This window comes from Tumebacillus permanentifrigoris (assembly GCF_003148565.1).
Classification (GTDB): domain Bacteria; phylum Bacillota; class Bacilli; order Tumebacillales; family Tumebacillaceae; genus Tumebacillus; species Tumebacillus permanentifrigoris.
This window is the reverse complement of the sequence record NZ_QGGL01000002.1, coordinates 29734-48169: the sequence shown is the minus strand read 5'-3', so window position 1 is coordinate 48169 and position 18436 is coordinate 29734. Positions and strand designations below refer to the sequence as shown.

Annotated in this window: 7 protein-coding genes; 6 read left to right on the top strand and 1 reads right to left on the bottom strand. The window is 56.0% G+C overall.

Features of this window, described 5'->3' with window-relative positions:
* Position 1: 1 nt before the first annotated feature.
* The 3 genes from C7459_RS02495 to C7459_RS02485 are packed head-to-tail and all read left to right on the top strand — an operon-like array spanning position 2 to position 13287.
* Entirely contained in the window at positions 2 to 6250 is a 6249-nt protein-coding gene (locus tag C7459_RS02495; RefSeq protein ID WP_170119219.1) for a non-ribosomal peptide synthetase, read from the top strand.
* 13 nt (positions 6251 to 6263) lie between these two features.
* Entirely contained in the window at positions 6264 to 11789 is a 5526-nt protein-coding gene (locus C7459_RS02490; RefSeq protein ID WP_245884368.1) for a type I polyketide synthase, read from the top strand.
* Positions 11782 to 13287 carry a condensation domain-containing protein gene (locus tag C7459_RS02485; RefSeq protein ID WP_109685996.1) on the top strand — a complete coding sequence of 502 codons (1506 nt, stop codon included), beginning with the start codon at positions 11782 to 11784 and terminating at the stop codon, positions 13285 to 13287. The genes C7459_RS02490 and C7459_RS02485 overlap by 8 nt, the downstream gene beginning before the upstream one ends.
* A 98-nt stretch (positions 13288 to 13385) precedes the next feature.
* Here the strand turns inward: C7459_RS02485 and C7459_RS02480 are convergent, their stop codons facing one another.
* Positions 13386 to 16418 carry an efflux RND transporter permease subunit gene (locus C7459_RS02480; protein WP_170119218.1) on the bottom strand — a complete coding sequence of 1011 codons (3033 nt, stop codon included), beginning with the start codon at positions 16416 to 16418 and terminating at the stop codon, positions 13386 to 13388.
* Between the two features lie 272 nt (positions 16419 to 16690).
* Between C7459_RS02480 and C7459_RS02475 the strand changes: the two genes are divergently transcribed.
* From C7459_RS02475 to C7459_RS02465, 3 genes are read left to right on the top strand one after another with little or no spacing between them, the layout of a single operon-like run.
* Positions 16691 to 17023 (top strand): PadR family transcriptional regulator, encoded by a 333-nt coding sequence (locus C7459_RS02475; protein WP_109685992.1) that lies wholly within the window; start codon positions 16691 to 16693, stop codon positions 17021 to 17023.
* On the top strand, positions 17010 to 17573 hold the full coding sequence (locus tag C7459_RS02470; protein WP_109685990.1) for an HAAS signaling domain-containing protein: 564 nt from the start codon (positions 17010 to 17012) through the stop codon (positions 17571 to 17573). The genes C7459_RS02475 and C7459_RS02470 overlap by 14 nt, the downstream gene beginning before the upstream one ends.
* Positions 17563 to 18423 carry a DUF4097 family beta strand repeat-containing protein gene (locus C7459_RS02465; RefSeq protein WP_109685988.1) on the top strand — a complete coding sequence of 287 codons (861 nt, stop codon included), beginning with the start codon at positions 17563 to 17565 and terminating at the stop codon, positions 18421 to 18423. The genes C7459_RS02470 and C7459_RS02465 overlap by 11 nt, the downstream gene beginning before the upstream one ends.
* Positions 18424 to 18436: the final 13 nt, after the last annotated feature.

The following is an 18436-nucleotide window of genomic DNA, read 5'->3' as shown; positions in this document are numbered from 1 at the left end:
GATGCCTAAACAGCGAGAGAGATCGCATCACCTTTTCAATCTGTCGGCGCGAAGTGAAGAAGCAGTTCGCCAAGCGGCTTTGAAGCTCGGTCAACATCTCGACCACGAACCGAACCAAGAGCTTGGAGATCTGGCGTACACGTTGCACATCGGCCGCAAAAAATTTGATCACCGCTTGAACGTGGTCGCTTCCAACCGCGAGGAATTGAAGCAACTTTGTCTGGAAGCGGCAGAGATGCCATTGGAATCAGGGCAAGTCATGGGCGCGATCAGTTACCTCCATCACACGGAAAAAAAGGCACCGAAGGTCGCCTTTCTCTTCACCGGCCAAGGAAACCAATACACAGGGATGGGGCAGGAGCTTTACGAAAGCTCCTCCGTGTTCAAAGCGGCGGTGGATGAGTGCATCGCCATTGTAGAACCGCACTACCCGGTTCCGTTCCTGCACTACATGTTCAACCCGAAATTCAAGGACGAACTGGACCTGATCTACATCTCAACAACCGCGATGTTCGTGTTGGAATATGCGGTCGCCAAACTGTGGATGTCCTGGGGGGTCGTGCCGGATTTGATCCTCGGTCACAGTTTCGGCGAGTATGTCGCGGCCACAGTATCTGGGGCGATGACGATTGAGGAAGCCCTACCGCTGGTGGCCGAACGCGGTCGTCTGATGCATGAAGGCATGGAGCCGGGCGGCATGCTCTCTATCCTCTGTGACGCAGAGACGATCCGCAACTATCTGGAACCACACCGCGAGCATCTCTCCGTCGCGACGCATAATGGTCCGCAGTCGCTGGTCGTCAGCGGACGTGTGCCTGCGCTTGAGGAATTGACCGCTCAGTTGGAGCGGGATGGGATCGTCCACAAGCGGTTGCCGATTTCTGTCGCGGGCCACTCGCCCTTGATGGACCCAATTCTGGGCCCGTTCAAGGAACATATCACGAAGCACATCCAGTTCAAGCCGCTCCAAATTCCGCTGGTGTCCAACCTTACTGCGGAAGTTATGCAAGGGATCGTGCTCGACGAGAACTATTGGGGCCGCCACATGCGGGAGCCTGTGCAGTTCGCGCGCGGCGTGGAGGTGCTAATTGAGCAGGGCGTGACCGTTTTTGTCGAGATCGGTCCACACCCAGTTTTGAAAACGATGGTCGAATCCATGACCGACAACACACTGGTGGTCGGTTCGCTCAACCGCAAGGAAAGCGCATGGAAACCGATGCTCAGCTCCCTTGGGCAAATCTCGTCGGCAGGAGTCCGCGTCGATTGGAAGTTGTTGGACCAAGACTACAAGCGGCGCCGGGTGCATGCGCCGACCTATCCGTTCGAGCGCAAGTCCTACTGGATCTCGCTCCAACCGCAGGCGATGCAGACCGCGCAGTTCGAAGTGGCCACAACCTCCGAAGCCGCATCGGAGGCAAGCGCGGAGGGGAAGAGCCGGAAGTCCGTCTTGGCGAACTCTCCGACCGAAGACCTGATGGCGATGTTCTGGAAGGAAGTCTTGGGACTCTCGAAAGTCGAGCCAGACGACCACTTCCTGACTCTCGGCGGCGATTCACTGATGATGATCCAGATCAAATCGCGGATACAAAAAGTTCTGAATCTAAACGTCCCGATCCGCGACGTGTTCACATACCCGACGTTCTCCGACTTTGTGGCGCACATCGACGGCATGCGCAGAATTGCAGAAGGAGAGCAAGAACAGTCTGACATACCGACGGCATCTCACCAGGAGTACTACCCGCTGTCCCATACCCAACGACGCCTCTGGTTCTTGTACAAATTCGACCCGTCTTCGACGGTTTACAACATGCCGTCGCACTACGTGTTGAAGGGCGACGTGAACGTCGAATGGATGCAAGCGGCCCTGCAATACATGGTCGACCGCCACAGCGCGTTCCGCACCGTGTTCACCGAGATCGAGGGCAAGCCGTACCAAGTCGTCGCCAAGCACCACAAGTTCTCGCTGCACTACGAAGACAGGACGGAACTCTCTCGCGAAGAGAAAATGCAATACGGCATGGAGCTCATTATTCGCGACCAAGACACGCCGATCGATCTGCTAGAGGGGCCACTTTTGCGAGCAATGCTGTTCAAGTTGGACGAGGGCGAGTATCACTTCTACCTCAACCAACACCACATCATCACCGACGGTTGGAGTTTGGACTTGTTCAAAAAGGAACTGTCCGCAGCCTACCACGCCATCGCCGAAGGACAAGCGCCGGCGCTGAAAAAACCGGTGCAGTATATCGACTACGTAGAGTGGTACGAACGCGAGCGCGAGAACGGACGATGGGCACAGGAGGAGCAGTTCTGGGTGAAAACCCTTGCCAAGCCTTTGCCGGTGCTCAACTTGCCGACCGACTTCCCACGCCCGGAGATCCAGACCTTCAATGGGAGCTTATTCCGCCTCCCCTTGTCAGAGGAGTTGGCATACCGCGTCCGCACGTTTGCCCAGCAGGAAGGCGTTTCGCTGAACATGCTCTTGCTTGCAGCTTTCAAGTTGCTGTTGCACCATCTCAGCCAAGAGGAGGACATCCTCGTCGGAACTCCGGTCGTTGGACGTACAATGGAAGCACTGGAATCGACGATGGGCTTCTTCGCGAACTCAATTGTCATCCGCACCCGCATGAGCGGCGTGCAGACGTTGCGCGACCTCTTGAAGCAAGTCACGATGCAGAGTTTGGATGCCTTCGAACACCAGTCCTATCCATTCGACCAATTGGTGGAACAACTCAATCCAGAGCGGGACATGAGCCGTTCGCCGATCTTCTCGACCTTCTTCACCTACCGCTATGCGGGGGGCGTCGAGGAACATCTGGAGCAAAAGATTCGCTTCACCCCGCCTTTGGATGAGACGCGCGGTCTCGGGCACAACGTCTCCAAATTCGACCTGTCGATGATCATCAACAACGAGGGAGACGACCACTTGACGGTGTTGATGGAATACAACACCGACCTGTTCCTCGCCCAAACTATGGAGCGTTTCGCACTTTGCTACAGTAAAATTTTGGAAGTTTTTGTCGCGCATGTGGACGTGTCGTTGCAGGACTTGAGCCTGCTGATCGAGAGCGAGCAGGCTCTGTATCAACGCCTGAACGATACGGCAGCGAACTTCCCGGCCGAGCAGACGATTCCCCAACTGTTCTACACGCAAGCGAAGATGCACGCAGACGCTCCTGCGCTTTCCGATGCAGTTCAGACGCTGACCTTCCGCGAACTGAACGAGCGATCCAACCAATTTGCCCATCTGTTGCGAGATCGCGGCGTTGGCAAGGAGAGCATCGTCGGAATCTTGCTGGAGCGTGGAATCGAGGCGGTTGTCGCGATCCTTGGTGTGCTGAAATCGGGTGGAGCCTATGTGCCGATCGACCCGCGCTATCCGGAATCTCGCGTGCGGTACATGATCGAGGACAGCGGTGCCTTGCTCTTGCTCAGCCGTCGGGGAACGGTCGAGGCGCTGGGCCTGCAAGAGTCTGACGAAGTGCTCTGCCTCGAAGACATGCCAACCGACTTGGCGACCTCCGATCTGGAGATCATCACCGGAGCAAGAGACCTCGCGTACATGATCTACACGTCCGGTTCGACCGGGCTTCCGAAAGGCACAGAATTGCACCACGTCGGTGTTGCCAACCTCACGCAGTGGAAAAAAGACCGATTCGGGTACTCCCCGGAGGATACGATCTTGCAGTTCGCCTCGTTTAGTTTCGATGCTTCTGTCTGGGAGATGTTCCCGGCCTTGTTGAACGGTGCACATCTGTACTTGCTCGCAGAGGATGAGCGTCATTCGGTGGAAGAGTTTTCGGCTGTTGTGGCCAACACGCAGGCGACTACTGTCACGTTGCCGACTGTCTTCTTTAACCAACTCAGCCAGCATCTGCACGACGATGACCTCGCGAAGTTCAGCACCATGAAGCGCATCTTCGTCGCCGGGGAAGCCCTGCAGGGCGAAGTGGTGCGGGCATGGCAACGCCGCTTCGGCGAGCAGATCTTGATCATCAACGCGTACGGCCCCACGGAGTCGACCGTCTGTGCCACCGTCTACACCATCGATCATCTGGTGCCAGAGACACAGGTGTACATTCCGATTGGCACACCGATCGCGAACACGCGCATCCACATCCTGGGTCACAACCTGAAGCCCTGTCCGGTCAACGCGATTGGCGAACTGCACATCGAGAGCGTCGGCTTGGCGCGCGGATATCGCAACCAACCGGAGCGCAGCGCACAGGCGTTCATCCCGAATCCACTTTCGTCGGAGCCAGAAGCTGTGCTCTACAAATCGGGAGATCTGGCGCGGATGCTTCCAGACGGCACCATCGAGTTCATCGGTCGTCGTGACGATCAAGTCAAGATCCGTGGCTACCGCATCGAGATCGGCGAGATCGAAGACTGTCTCTTGAAAGGAACCGGTGTCCATGATGGTGCAGTCGTGGCACAGAAACTGGCGAACGGAAACCACCAACTCGTGGCGTTCTGCACGGCGCATTCCGGGCAGGAGCTCGACACCGCTGCTGTTCGCGCCGAAATCGCCAGCCAGTTGCCCGACTACATGGTGCCTGCCCAGATCGTCTGTCTCGCCGAGATGCCACTCACCCCGAACGGCAAGATCGACCGCAAACAGCTGCTCACTTTCGAAGTGCACGTGGAGTCGATCGGCTACGTGGCCCCGCAAAACGAACTGGAAGCCAAGATCGCCACCGCATGGGAGAAATGTCTGTATCGGGAGCAAGTCAGCGTTCACGACAACTTTTTTAGCGTCGGGGGCGACTCGATCATCTCGATGCAAGTCGTATCTGTGCTCAACCGCGAGGGTCTGCGCGTGAAGACGCCCGATCTTTTCAAATACCAAACCATCGCCGAACTGGCACACCACGTCGAACTCCACAGATTGTTCGTGGACGAAACGCTTGAACAGGAAGCACCCGTCACTGGTGTTGTCCCGCTCGGACCGATTCAACAGCATCTGTTCGAACTGGAGAACACCGACCGCGAGTACTACCTGTTGGCCCTGATTCTCGACGTGATCAAACGGGTCGACCCAACGTTGCTGCAACAGGCTTTGGAGATGCTGATGCATCAACACGACATGCTGCGCGCCACCTACAGCTTCGAACAGGGTCAGGTCATCCAGACACTCCTCGATCCCAACGATGCGAACTTCGAACTGCAGGTCTATGAATACCCGGAAACGGCACACGAAGAAGTGCTTGCTGAGTGTGCACGAGTGGAAGCTGAACTCAAATCGAACATTAAATTCTCCAACGGCTTGGTCATGAATGCTGCCCTGCTGAACTTCGGTGGCAACAAGTGCCGTCTGATCTGGGTCATTCACCACCTCGTCACCGACATGGTGAGCAGCCGGATCCTGACCACAGACTTGATCTATCTCTACGAGAGCTTAGAGCGTGGGGAAAAAGCGAAACTCCCGGCGAAGTCGACACCTTATCACGAGTGGGTGCAAGTGAGCCAACGCCACATGAACGGCAAGGAAGGCGAGCGCGCCTTTGCGTACTGGAAACCGTTCCTCGACGTGGTTGGGGAGATCGAGATCGCCGTCGACAACAGAGCGGGAACCAACCTCATCTCTGACGGTCTAGAACTATTTGTCAACATCGACGAGACGACCACGACCCAACTGCTGACCGAAGTCACAGAGCGGTATGGCACCTCGATCAAGGAAGTCCTCCTGACCACCATGCTGCGCTCCGTGGCCAAGTGGACAGGACAGACATGGGTCGGCTTGGCGACCGAAGGTCATGGTCGCGACCAGATCGTGGAGGACGACGGAATCAACCTTGAGCGCACCGTCGGCTGGTTCACCAGCGTGTATCCGTTCTATGCGCAGATCGCGGAGAATCAATCGATTCGCGAGTCCGTTTCGCAAGTCGTAGAGAACATGGGTGCACTTCCGCATGGCGGGGCTTCGTTCAACATGCTGCGCTACCTGAGTGAGGACGCAGCGGTGCGCGAAGTGTTTGAGAACTTCCGCATGCCAGAGATCTGCTATAACTTCTTTGGCCAGTACGACAACATGCGCTCGCTGACCTTGGACTGGTCGCCAGGTCATCAATTTGTAGAAAACCATCCGGCAGACAGTGAAAATCACTTTGAGATCTTGATACGTGGACGGATTCGCGATGGAAAACTGTCGATGGGCTTCCAATTCTCCGGAAAACGTTACGATTCAGAGACCATTCAGCGTTTGATGAACCTATTTGAATCCGAAGTTCACCTCATCGTGCAAACCTAAGGAGGAGAGTTTTTTGAAAGAGAGTCAAACTCGTGACATGATTGCTATCATTGGTATCGGATGCCGTTTCCCAGGTGGTGTGACCAGCCCAGAAAGCTATTGGACCATGCTCAAAGAAGGGGTGGACGCGATCTCCGAAGTACCAGCAGATCGTTGGGGCCGACACTACTTCAACCCCAACCGTTCCACCACAGGCAAAACCTACACCAAGTGGGGTGGGTTTTTGGATCAAGTCGATCAGTTTGACGCTGCCTTCTTTGGCATCTCGCCACGTGAAGCCGCACTGCTCGACCCGCAGCAACGCCTGTTGATGGAGACCACGTATGAAGCGCTTGAGGACGCCGGTCTGGTCGTCGAAACCTTGGCAGGTTCGAAAACGGGCGTGTACATGGGTGGGTTTACCCTCGACTACCAAGGTCTGCAATTTACCGAGAGCAACCAAGATGTGATCGAATCGCATACCGCGACAGGTGTGATGATGACGTTGCTGGCCAACCGCCTCTCCTACGTGTTCGACTTCCGCGGCCCGTCCGTGGCGGTCGACACGGCCTGCTCGTCCTCGCTTGTGGCGGTGCATCTCGCCTGCCAGAGCTTGCTGAACGGGGAGACCTCGTTCGCGGTCGCCGGTGGTGTCAACGTGATGGTCAAGCCGAACATCACGATCGCCGAATCCAAAGCGGGAATGCTCTCGCCGACCGGTCGCTCCAAGACGTTTGATGAGAGCGCGAATGGCTATGTGCGCGGTGAAGGCGCAGGCGTGGTCGTGCTCAAGCCCTACGAGCAAGCGCTGGCAGATGGCGATGATATCTACGCGGTCATCCGTGGCACGGCTTGCAACCAAGACGGTCACAGCGAAGGCTTGACCGTCCCGAGCGGCGATGCACAACAATTGCTCGTCCGGGAAGCCTTGGAACGCGCAGGCGTGCAACCGCATGAGATTCAATACTTGGAAGCGCATGGAACCGGGACGCCCGTTGGCGACCCGATTGAAGCCAACGCACTGGGCACCGTCTTGAAGGAAGGCCGTACCCTCGACAACGCCTGCTACATCGCTTCGGTCAAAACCAATTTTGGCCACACCGAGGCAGCGGCGGGTGTCGCCGGGCTGATCAAAGCGACGCTTGCCTTGAAACACGGCGAGATCCCGGCACACTTGCATCTGCAAAACCCGAACCCGAAAATCGACTTCAACGAACTCAAGATGCGCGTCCCGCTCGTACACACCCCGTGGCCGACCGTGGAAGGCCCGCGACTGGCAGGGGTCAACTCGTTTGGCTTCGGCGGTACCAACGCGCACGTCGTCCTGCAAGATGCGCCTTCCGCACACGTGCGACGCACCCAAGATCAGGACAAGACCGTGCTCGTCCCGCTCTCAGCCCGCAGTGAGAAGGGCGTCATCGAGTACGCAGGCAAACTGATCGAGCGCTTGGAAAAAAGCGATGTCTCGCTCACGGACATCGGCTACACGTTGACCCACCACCGCGCGCACCATTCGAATCGTGCGGCAGTGGTCGCGAACTCCAAGCAAGACCTGATCGACAAACTGACCGTGCTCCAAACCGGCGAAGCAACACCGGGCCTGACCACAGGTCAAGTCCCGCGCGGCGGCGTTCCGAAAGTGGCGTTCGTCTACACCGGCATGGGCCCGCAATGGTGGGGCATGGGTCATCAATTGCTGCAGGAGGAGCCCCTGTTCCGCTCCGTGGCCGAAGAGATCGATGCGAAATTCCAAGCGCTCTCCGGCTGGTCGTTGCTGGCCGAGATGCTGAAATCAGAAGCGGAATCCCGTATGATCGAGACCGAAGTCGCCCAACCGGCGAACTTCCTGATCCAAGTCGCACTCTCTGCGCTGTGGCGCTCCTGGGGAGTACAGGCGGATGCGATCATCGGCCACAGTGCTGGCGAAGTGGCGGCTGCCTATGAAGCGGGCGCGATGACGCTCGACGAAGCGGTGCGTCTGATCTACCACCGCAGCAGCTTGCAGCAAAAAACCACCGGCCAAGGCCGTCTGGTCGCGCTCGGACTTCCGATGGAACAGGCAAAGCAAGCGATGGCGGGCTACGAAGACCACGTCTCGTTCGCAGCGATCAACTCGCCAAGCTCCGTGACGCTGGTTGGCGATCCCGAGGCGTTGGAAAAAATCGTGAATCCGTTGCAAGAACAGCAAGTCTTCTGCCGCTTCTTGACCGGGAAAGTACCGTACCACAGCCATTACTTGGAGCCGCTAAAAGACGAGTTCTACAACGCGATGGGTGTCGTCCAACTGCAAGATACCACCACACCGCTCTACTCGACCGTCACGGGTGGCTTCATCACAGGTTCGGAGCTGGACACGAACTACTGGTGGCGCAACAACCGGGAGCCGGTGTACTTTGCAGACGCGATGTCGCGGATGATCGAAGACGGCTACCAAGTGTTCGTCGAAGTCGGGCCGCATCCGGTGCTGGCATCCTCGATTCGCGAATGCCTCGCACTTCTGGAAAAGCAAGGCGTCACGCTGAATTCCTTGCGCCGCAATGAACCTGAACTGCCGCAAGTCTTGGATGCCCTCGGCGGGCTCTATACCCAAGGCGTAGCGGTCGACTGGGACAAGTTCTTCGCAGACGGCAACCGCGTGAAATTCCCGACCTATCCGTGGCAACGCGAACGCTACTGGCACGAGTCGGATCGTTCGCGAGCTGAGCGACTAGGCGAAGACCTGCACCCGTTGCTCGGACGTACCGTTCGTGCGCCGCATCCGGTGTTTGAAACGGACATCAACCTGCAAAACCTGCACTGGATCGGAGATCACCGCATCCAGAGCTCGATTGTCTTCCCAGGCGCTGGGTATGCTGAGATGATGATCGCGACCGTCTGGAACTCGATTGGCAAGGGACACCCAGCAGTTATGGTGCAGGACGTCGAATTCAACAAAGCTCTGTTCCTGAATGAAGAGGAGACCATCAAGCTGCAGGTTCGCATGGACAGTGAGAATGGCAACATCGGGATCTACCGCTCGTCCAACTACGACGGTCTCGAATGGTCGCAACATGCCAAAGGGGTTTTCCGCCCGATCAACTTCTTCCCCATCGCGAACCCGAACATGGAAGTCCTGCAAGCGCGCATCACGCACGAAGTGCCGAAGGAACAATGCTACGCACACTTCCGCACGCTCGGTCTGGAATACGGGCAGACCTTCCAAGGCATCTCTCAGCTCTGGCAAGGGGCAAGAGAAGCCTTGGCAAAAGTAGAAGTTCATGAGCTCCTGCTCGCGGAAATCGATCAATACCATGTCCACCCGGCGATGCTCGACCTCTGCTTCCAAGTTCTCGCGGCGGCCCTTCCGTTTAACAGTGCGGAGAGCTCCGTCTACATGCCGACAGCGATGCGCCGCAGTTACTACCGCAACATCCCGATGACGCAAAAAATGTGGATTCACGCAAAGATCACCGGGCAAACCGACACGCTGCTCACCGGCGACATCCAACTGATCGACGAACAGGGCAACCTGCTGATGGAGATCGGTCAATGTGAAGCGCGATCTCTGCGCGATGAATCGCAAGGCGGAAGTGGCGGCAACATCACCTATAGCGAATTGGTATGGAAGGAACAAGCGCGTCCTGAACCGGAGGAAGCGGCAGCCGCTGCACAACCAGCCGGTCTGTGGCTGGTCTTCACAGAAGGTCAAGGTGTAGGCGATGCGGTGGTGCAAGACTTGAACCAGCGTGGTGACAGCGTCCTGCGCATCGAGCGTGGCAGCGACTGGAATCTGGCGGATGGCGTCGCAACCCTCAATCCGATCGATAGCGATCACTACGAGCGTCTGGTGGAGTGGACCAAGGGGGAAGGCCAAGCACCGTTCAAAGGCATCGTCCACCTCTGGAGCCTCGATGCGCAATCTGGAGATCAAGCAACCTTGGACGATCTCCGTCACGCCGAAGAGATCGGTAGTGCGAGCGTTCTCCTGCTCGTCAAAGCGTTGGCACAAGGCACGCTGCGCCACTCGCCACTGCTCTGGTTGGTTACGCGTGGTGCACAACCTGTATTGGGAACCACGGAACGCCTGCAAGTGGCACAGTCTCCGCTGTGGGGACTGGCGCGCGTCATCGGTCACCAAGAGCATACCGACCTCTGGGGTGGGATCATCGACCTCGACACCGAAAGCCTTGCACCGGCTACGGATGCGGCGCTGGTTCTGGAGGAAGTGTTGGGCAAGACGATTGAAGATCAGATCGCGTTCCGACAAGGACTGCGTTATGTCGTTCGCGTCAAGGACTGTGGGGATCTCACCTTGCCGTTGCCACCTGTCTTCCGTCCGGATGCCTCCTACCTGATCACAGGCGGGCTCGGGGGACTCGGCATCCAAGTGGCACGCTGGTCGATTGAACAAGGCGCACGCCGCGTCGTGCTGTTTGGTCGCGAAGCCTTGCCGCCGCGCACAGACTGGTCGCACTATGACGCCGAGAGCCGTGTTGGAGAGCGCATCGCTGCCGTCAAGGAACTGGAAGCGTTAGGCGCGAGCATCCATGTGATCGGTTGTGATGTAACGGATCGCGAGGACCTGTTCGCCAAACTGTCCGCATACGAAGCGGAGGGCTATCCGGCGATTCGCGGTGTCGTCCACTCTGCAGGGGTGGCACGTCCGCAGATGTTGTTGCAAATGGAACTGGAAGACCTCAGCACCGTCCTGCGCCCGAAAGTGTTCGGGTCGTGGAACTTGCACCAGTACTTCGCACAGCGAGAACTCGATTTCTTCGTCATGTTCTCCTCGCTCGCATCCCAGATCGTCTCCCCGGGCCAAGGCAACTATTCGGCAGGCAACGCCTTCCTCGATGCCCTCGCCTATGACCGCCAAGCGCAAGGCATGTCTGCTTGCAGCATTAACTGGGGACCTTGGGCCGAAGTCGGGATGGCAACCAAACTGGACCTGATCGAGTTCTTCGACCGCCGTGGGATGTACCAATTCTCGCCGGAGAAAGGCTTGGCAGCATTCGGGAACTTGCTGATGAACAACAAGCCCAACTTGATTGTCTGCATTGCCAACTGGTCGGTCGTCGCCCAAAATAACTACCCGGGCGGCATGACTCCAGCGATGATCTTCGACATTGCAGCCGAGGAGCAGAACGCATCGGAAGGTCAGTCTGACAACCAAGGAACGGACTTCCTCGTACACTGGAAAGCGGAGAGCGACGATGCCGCACGACTGGCGCTGCTGGAAGAACATCTGCAAGACGTAGTAGCACATGTCATGCGTCTGAACCGTGCGAATCTGACCAACGACCAACCGCTGAACTCCTTGGGTCTGGACTCGATGCTGGCGATTGAGTTGCGCGTCAACTTAGAAAAAGGCCTTGATGTCAAACTCGCCGTCGTCGAATTGCTAAAAGGCCCGACGATTGCCGAACTGGCTGCCTCCCTACACGAGCAGATGGTCAGCAACCTCGAACTGTCTGAGGACGAAGAATTGGCAGACCTGTTGGCGGAATTGGGCGATCTCAATGAAGACGAGATGCAAGCCTTGTTAGAAGCTGCAGCCACACAGGAGAGCGACGATGAATGAGAAACTTCTAGCCCGTCTGGCGTCACTTTCTCCCAAGCAGCGGGAGTTGTTAGAGAAACAATTGGCAAAAAAACAAGCGGCGGACGAGGGATCGGCAACGATCCCTGGCGTCCCGCGCGATCGTGATGGCTATGAGCTGTCTTACACACAACAGCGCATGTGGTGGATTGATCAGGTGGAGTCGGGCAGTGCTGCCTACATCATCCCAGTTGCGGTGCGGTTCCGTGGGCCCTTCCAACCGCAGCTCTTGGAACGCAGCCTCAACGAGTGCATCAAACGCCACGAAGCGTTGCGCACGACGTTTCAAGTTACGAGTGAGGGGCAACCGGAACAACGTGTGACCTCGGAGTTGAACTTGCCGATCCCGCTCGTCGATCTCTCCGTCCTCGCGGCAGGGGAGCGACAGGAGGAAGAACAACGCCTCGCCTTTGAGGTCTGCAGCCAACCGTTCAATCTAGAGGAGTTGCCGTTGATCCGCACACAATTGTTGCGCATCGGGGAGCACGAACATCTCTGGGTCGTGGCGGTGCACCATATCGTTTTCGACGGCTGGTCGACAGGTGTATTCGTCCAAGAAGTTGCCACCCTGTACGAGACTCTGAGCCGTGGCGGGGTCCCAACGCTTCCTGAATTGCCCGTCCAAGTGATCGACTATGCCGTTTGGCAGCGTGAGTTTCTGACCGAGGAACGCGTCAACAAACAAGTGGAGTATTGGAAAAAGCAACTCAGCCGCCCGTTGCCGGTGCTGGAGTTGCCGATTGACCATGTAAGACCCTTGGTGCGCACCTCCAAAGGACGACACCACAATCTGTTCTTGCAAGAAGGTCTGCCTGAGCAGGTACAAGAGATGAGCCGCAACGAGGAAGTCACCTTGTTCGTGACGATGATGGCAGCGTTCCAGACCTTGCTCTACCGCTACACCGCTTTGGAGGACATCATCGTCGGCTTCCCGATCTCCGGGCGCGGACCTGCGGAAATTCACGGGGTGATCGGTGCCTTTATCAACTCGTTGGCTTTGCGCAGTCACGTCTCATCCGACATGACGTTCCGTGAGTTGTTGCAACAGGTGAAGCAACGCACGATGGAAGCGTTTGAACACCAAGACATTCCCTTCGAGCGAGTGTTAGACGCTGTGCAGCCAGAGCGCGTTCCCGGCCACACCCCCGTGTTTCAAGTGATGTTCAACTTGAACAAATCGGTTCCGCCGATCAAGTTGAGCGGCGGCCTTGAACTGGAGTACGAATTGATCGACCATGAAGCGGTCAAGTTTGACCTGTCCTTGAGCATTCGGACTGGGGATGACACGCTGTGGTGTACGTTTGAGTACAATGCGGATCTGTTCGAACCAGAGACGATCCGCATGCTGGCCGAACAGTACGCCAACGTGCTGCGCGCCATCGCACAAAACCCCGAACAAGCACTCGCAGAGATCGACATGATCTCCGCTGAGGAAGTCGACATCGTCGCGGCTCTTGGCTTGTTCGACACTTTGGAATAGAGGAGAAAAAAGCACCGTGCCCTCAAGGGCCGGTGCTTTTTTTTTTGCATAAAAAAACCCCTGATCAGCAAGAGCTGACCAAGGGTTTACTTTGCTGATTATGCTTGCAAGGAGTTGTTCCATTTCTTGCCTTGACGTTCGACCTTCACGCGTTTGCGGTGGAGGATTTCGAACATGATCGGGACGATGAACAGGGTCAGGAAGGTCGAGGAGATCAGACCGCCCATGACGACGACCGCCAGACCTTGCGAGATGACCATCGAGGAACCGAGGCCCAAGGTCAGCGGCAGAATCGCGAACATCGTCGCAATTGCCGTCATCAGGATCGGACGGAGACGCACGCCGCCTGCGTTGACCAGTGCTTCGCGGATCGATACACCCTTCTCGAGGTTCTGGTTGGCACGGTCGAGCAGGACGATCGCGTTGGTGACGACGATCCCGATCAACATCAGGAAACCGATCATCGACGGCAACGAAATCGGCTGGCCGGATAGCTTGATCCCGATCATGGAGCCGATAATCGCGAACGGGATCGAGAACAGGATGGCGAATGGTGCTTTTCCTTCTCCAAACGTCACGACGAGGACGATGTAGACCGCGCCGATGGCGATGATGAAGGCGATGATCATGTCTTTGACCATGTTGGCGATCTGTTGGTTTGCGCCGCCCAGCGAGTAGGAAGCGCCGTTTTCGAGGGTGACACCCTTCAGGGCATCCTTGATCTTGCTGGACGTGGAGGACTTGTCATCCGAGATGATCCCAGCAGATACAGATGCGTATTCATTGCCATTCTGGAGTTGCAGGGCGCCTGGTTGCTCAACTTCTTGGACATCTGCGATGTCCTTGACTTTGAACAGTTTGCCAGTCGGGTCGACCAATTCCAGATTGGCGATCACGTCAAGCGATTGGATGCCGTTGACCGGGGTCAGTTGCATGAACAGATCGTCTTGTTTGCTGCCGTTGGAGATCGTTCCGATCTTTTGCTCCGTGAGGTACGGGCGGATCATCTGGGACGCTTGACCGGAGGTCAGACCGTGCAGGAGGGCATCGTCGTGGCGAACTTTGATTTCCACGCCTTTGAGACCTTCTTGCAGGTTGTTTTTGACGTTTTCGGTGCCTTCAACGCCTTTGACGATCTCGGTGATTTTCTCAGCCGCTTTTTTGATCGATTCCTTGTTCGGGCCGTTGACGATAATTTGTACGTCGGCACCGTTGGCTGCATTCGGAACTTGGAACAGTTCCAGCGTGGTGAATTCACGGTTCGGTTTCAGTTCGGATTTCTTTTCATCGATGTACTTGACGATATCGGTGTTCGGTTTCAGGAGGACGTACCAGTTGGTGACATTGGTAACGGTCGCTTCCTTGCCTTGGCCTTTCGGAGTCCCGACGACCATCTCAACCGTTTCCGAGCGGCTGTCGGCGCGCAGTTTTTCGTCGATGTTCTTGGCTGCGTTGTGCACTTCCGTGAGGTCGGTGCCGCGTGGCAATGTCAGCGTCAAGCCGACGACTTTGTTCTGTTCACTGGGGAGGAACGTGAAGCCTGCACTCATGCCCAGTGGGATCGAGCCGCCGAGGACGACGAACGAGAGGATCAACACGATGGCTTTGTGGTTGAGCGACCATTCCAGCGCTTTTTTGTAACGCTTGGCCATCGTGCCTTGGTGATCGCCATGATTGCTCGAACCATACTTGCGCATCATCAGGTAGGCCAACATCGGCACGACGGTGATCGAGACGATCAGCGATGCGATCAGGCAGAGCACGACGGTGATCGCGAACGGGCCGAACACGATCCCGATCAGGCCGCTGACCAAGCCGAGCGGTGCAAATACGGCGACGGTCGTCAGTGTAGAGGACGTGATCGCTTTGACGACTTCGCGCAGCGAATCCAGGATCAGTTCGTAGCTCATTTTTTCATTTTGCAGACGGCGCATGATGTTCTCGATGACGACGATGGAGTCGTCGACAACACGACCGGTCGCGACGATCATCCCGGCCAGCGACATCAGGTTCAGCGCGATATGGAACTGTTGGAGCATGATCAGCGTGATCAGGATCGACAGTGGAATCGAGACGACCGAGATCACAGTTGCGCGGAAGTTGCGCAGGAACAACAGGATCAGCAGGGCTGCGAACACAGCACCAAGGCCGCCTTCGCGCGCCATACTGAACACCGATTCGGAGATCGCTTCCGAGGAATCGTAGATGACTTTCAGCTCAACTTTACTGTTTTGAGCCATCATGTCTTTGAGATCGGCTACGACTTTTACGGTGTTCGCGTCGATGTTCTTCATTAAAGAGATGCCAACGCCCGGTTTGTTATCAACCGTAGTGACCGTCTCTGTGGATTCGACTTTTTGAACACTTGCAACATCCTTCAAGCGCAGATTCGGGCTCAAGGAGAGATTGCTGATTTGATCGAGCGAGGCCAGCGCGCCGTTGAGCGTGACGGTCTCGTTCATTTTGTTCAGGGTGACGACACCCAGCGGAGCGTTGACATTTTGCCCTTGCAACACTTGGGTAACTTGTTGGTAGGTTACTTTTTGCGACTTGAGTTTCTCAGGGTCGACGGAGATCATGATCTTCGTTGCGTTCAGGCCGGTCGCTTCGATACCGCCGACGCCACTGACCGATTTCATATCAGGGATGACATGGTCACGAACTTCCGCTTGGAATTCATCGGCCGAGAGCGAACCTTTGGGGACGACCGCGGCGAAGAGGATCGGAACGGTGCTCGAACCGCCTTTGATGATGTTCGGTGTCATCGCGTTCTGTGGCAGGGTGACATTTGCAATCGCTTCCTCAACCTTGCTCTTCTTCAGATCGCGGTCTGCACCTTGATCGAATTCGAGACGGATGAAGGAAACCGAATCGGAGGAACTGGAGTTGACTTTCTGAACCCCTTCGACGTTTTGCAACGAACGCTCCAGAGGTTTGGTGACGGTGTTCATCACCTCTTGGGAGGAAGCTCCCGGCCACACCACGTTGACGTAGATCGCCGCTGGGGTGACGTCAGGCATCATCTCTTGATTGAGTTTGGTCGTGGAATAGACACCACCAATCGCGATCAGTAGGACGATGATGAGGATTGCGATGGGATTTCGCAAGGAGAATTTTGTTAATTGAGTCACGGGCTGTTCACTCCTGTTCTTATACCGATGTATTTAGGTGGCAACTCTGATTTAACATGATGTCCCGTTTGTATTTCGATTTGAGGTTGATCATTTCCTCCCATCATGTAAAATTTCCTTTCTTTTTGTCGAATGATCAGAGCAGTGAGGGATGCGGAAAAATTATTTTGAACAGTACCTTTCATTGCAAGGTAGCTGGTGTTATAATAAACCACAAGGAGCACAATTGACAAGGTTAATTTTCAGGTAGAAAGGAGAGTTGATGAAAGGACATGGAAAATATACAATTTAAAAAGGGTGTACTCGAGTTGTGTGTACTCGTATTAGTGGGTCAGCAAGACCTGTACGGCTATGAACTGGTCAACAACATCTCCAAATACATCGAGATCTCAGAAGGTACGATCTATCCGCTGCTGCGTCGCCTTACGAAGGAGGGGTACTTCACCACCTACCTCGCAGAGTCTCATGAAGGGCCGCCGCGCAAGTACTACCGGCTGACCGAGGGGGGCCAGCGCTATCGGGATGACCTGATGCGCGAATGGGATGTATTTGTCGGGCGAGTCAATTCTGTGATCTTCCAAGGAGGACGCCATGAACAAGGATAATTTCTTGAAAGCGCTGGAGGCTGAATTGCGCGGGATCGATGGAGACGAGCGCAACGAGATCTTGGCGGAATATCGTGAACACTTTGAAATCGCCTGTGCAGAAGGTCGGGACGAGGCGGGGGTAGCCCTTGCGCTCGGCAATCCGAAGACCTTGGCCAAGGAACTCAAGGCCACCGCCTTAATTGAACAAGCGCACGAGGAGTTTTCGCTGGGGAAACTGTTCCACGCCTTCTTTACGGCCGCGAGCCTGGGGTTTTTCAACCTCGTCTTGCTGGCAGGTCCGTTTTTCGCGATCGTCGGGCTGATGCTTGGCCTGTATGCGGTCGCCCTCGCCTTCTTGGGTTCGCCATTGGTATTTTTCTATATGAATGGGTTTCCGACCACAGGTTCGGATGTATTGCAATTCGTACTCGCGCTCTTGCTCTCCGGAGTAGGCTACTTCTTGGGACGGGGCTTGATCTGGGTGACCAAATGGATGTACAAATGGGTACTCAAATATCTGGCTTACAACGTGAAGCTTGTAAAGGGGAATACTAACAATGAAGCGTAACAACATGGGTTCGAAAGTGACGATGGGTTTTGCAGTATTGGCATTGGCCGCGACGATGGTCGGATGCAGCAGTACGGCACTCACTGGCAAGGAGTCTTCGCTGGATCTGGAAAAGAGCTTTGATGGCAAGGACGTTACCTCCCTGCAGATCCAATCCTCTGCAGCTGAGATCCATTTGATTCCGATCGACGGTGACAAGATCCAAGTCTCGCTGAAGGGCACGCTTGGCGAGAAAGACATCGAGAAGGAAAAAGACACTATGCTCAACGCGACGCTCAGCGGTTCGCAACTGACGATCATCGCGAAAAAGCCGAGCCAGTTCCTCAACTTGGGCACCGGCAAACTGCAACTGGATGTGCAAGTGCCGAAGAAAGTCTACAACTCTATCAAATTGGAAAGCTCCTCCGGCGACATCACGGTCGATCCGTTTGAAGCGAAGCAGTTCACCATCGATGTGCAATCGGGCAACACCAAAGTCGCAGGCTTCAAAGGCGACGAGTTCATCGCATCCGCGCAGTCAGGCAACATGAAGTTTGACAAAATGTCCGGTCACGTCAACGTCACGGTGCAATCCGGCGATGTGTCGCTCTCGATGGCGGAGATGCTGAAGGACGTCTCGGTCGAAACCCACTCTGGCGACACCCGCGTGTTCCTGCCGGAAACCAGCGCGGTGCGCGTCGATGTCGAAGCCAAGTCGGCCGATAGCCTGAAACTGGGCCTCCCGCTCACCACGCAGACCAATGACAAGCAACACATCGTCGGCATGACCAACAATGCAAGCGGCAATGCACCGCTGCTCAAAGTCTCCTCGCACTCCGGCGACTTCGAGCTCGGCAAAGTGTCCAACTAACACCCTGTGCAAA

Coding starts and splice junctions, on each gene's coding strand:
- C7459_RS02485 (WP_109685996.1), top strand. CDS start 11,782: ATGAATGAGAAACTTCTAGCCCGTCTGGCGTCACTTTCTCCCAAGCAG.
- C7459_RS02495 (WP_170119219.1), top strand. CDS start 2: ATGCCTAAACAGCGAGAGAGATCGCATCACCTTTTCAATCTGTCGGCG.
- C7459_RS02470 (WP_109685990.1), top strand. CDS start 17,010: ATGAACAAGGATAATTTCTTGAAAGCGCTGGAGGCTGAATTGCGCGGG.
- C7459_RS02465 (WP_109685988.1), top strand. CDS start 17,563: ATGAAGCGTAACAACATGGGTTCGAAAGTGACGATGGGTTTTGCAGTA.
- C7459_RS02475 (WP_109685992.1), top strand. CDS start 16,691: ATGGAAAATATACAATTTAAAAAGGGTGTACTCGAGTTGTGTGTACTC.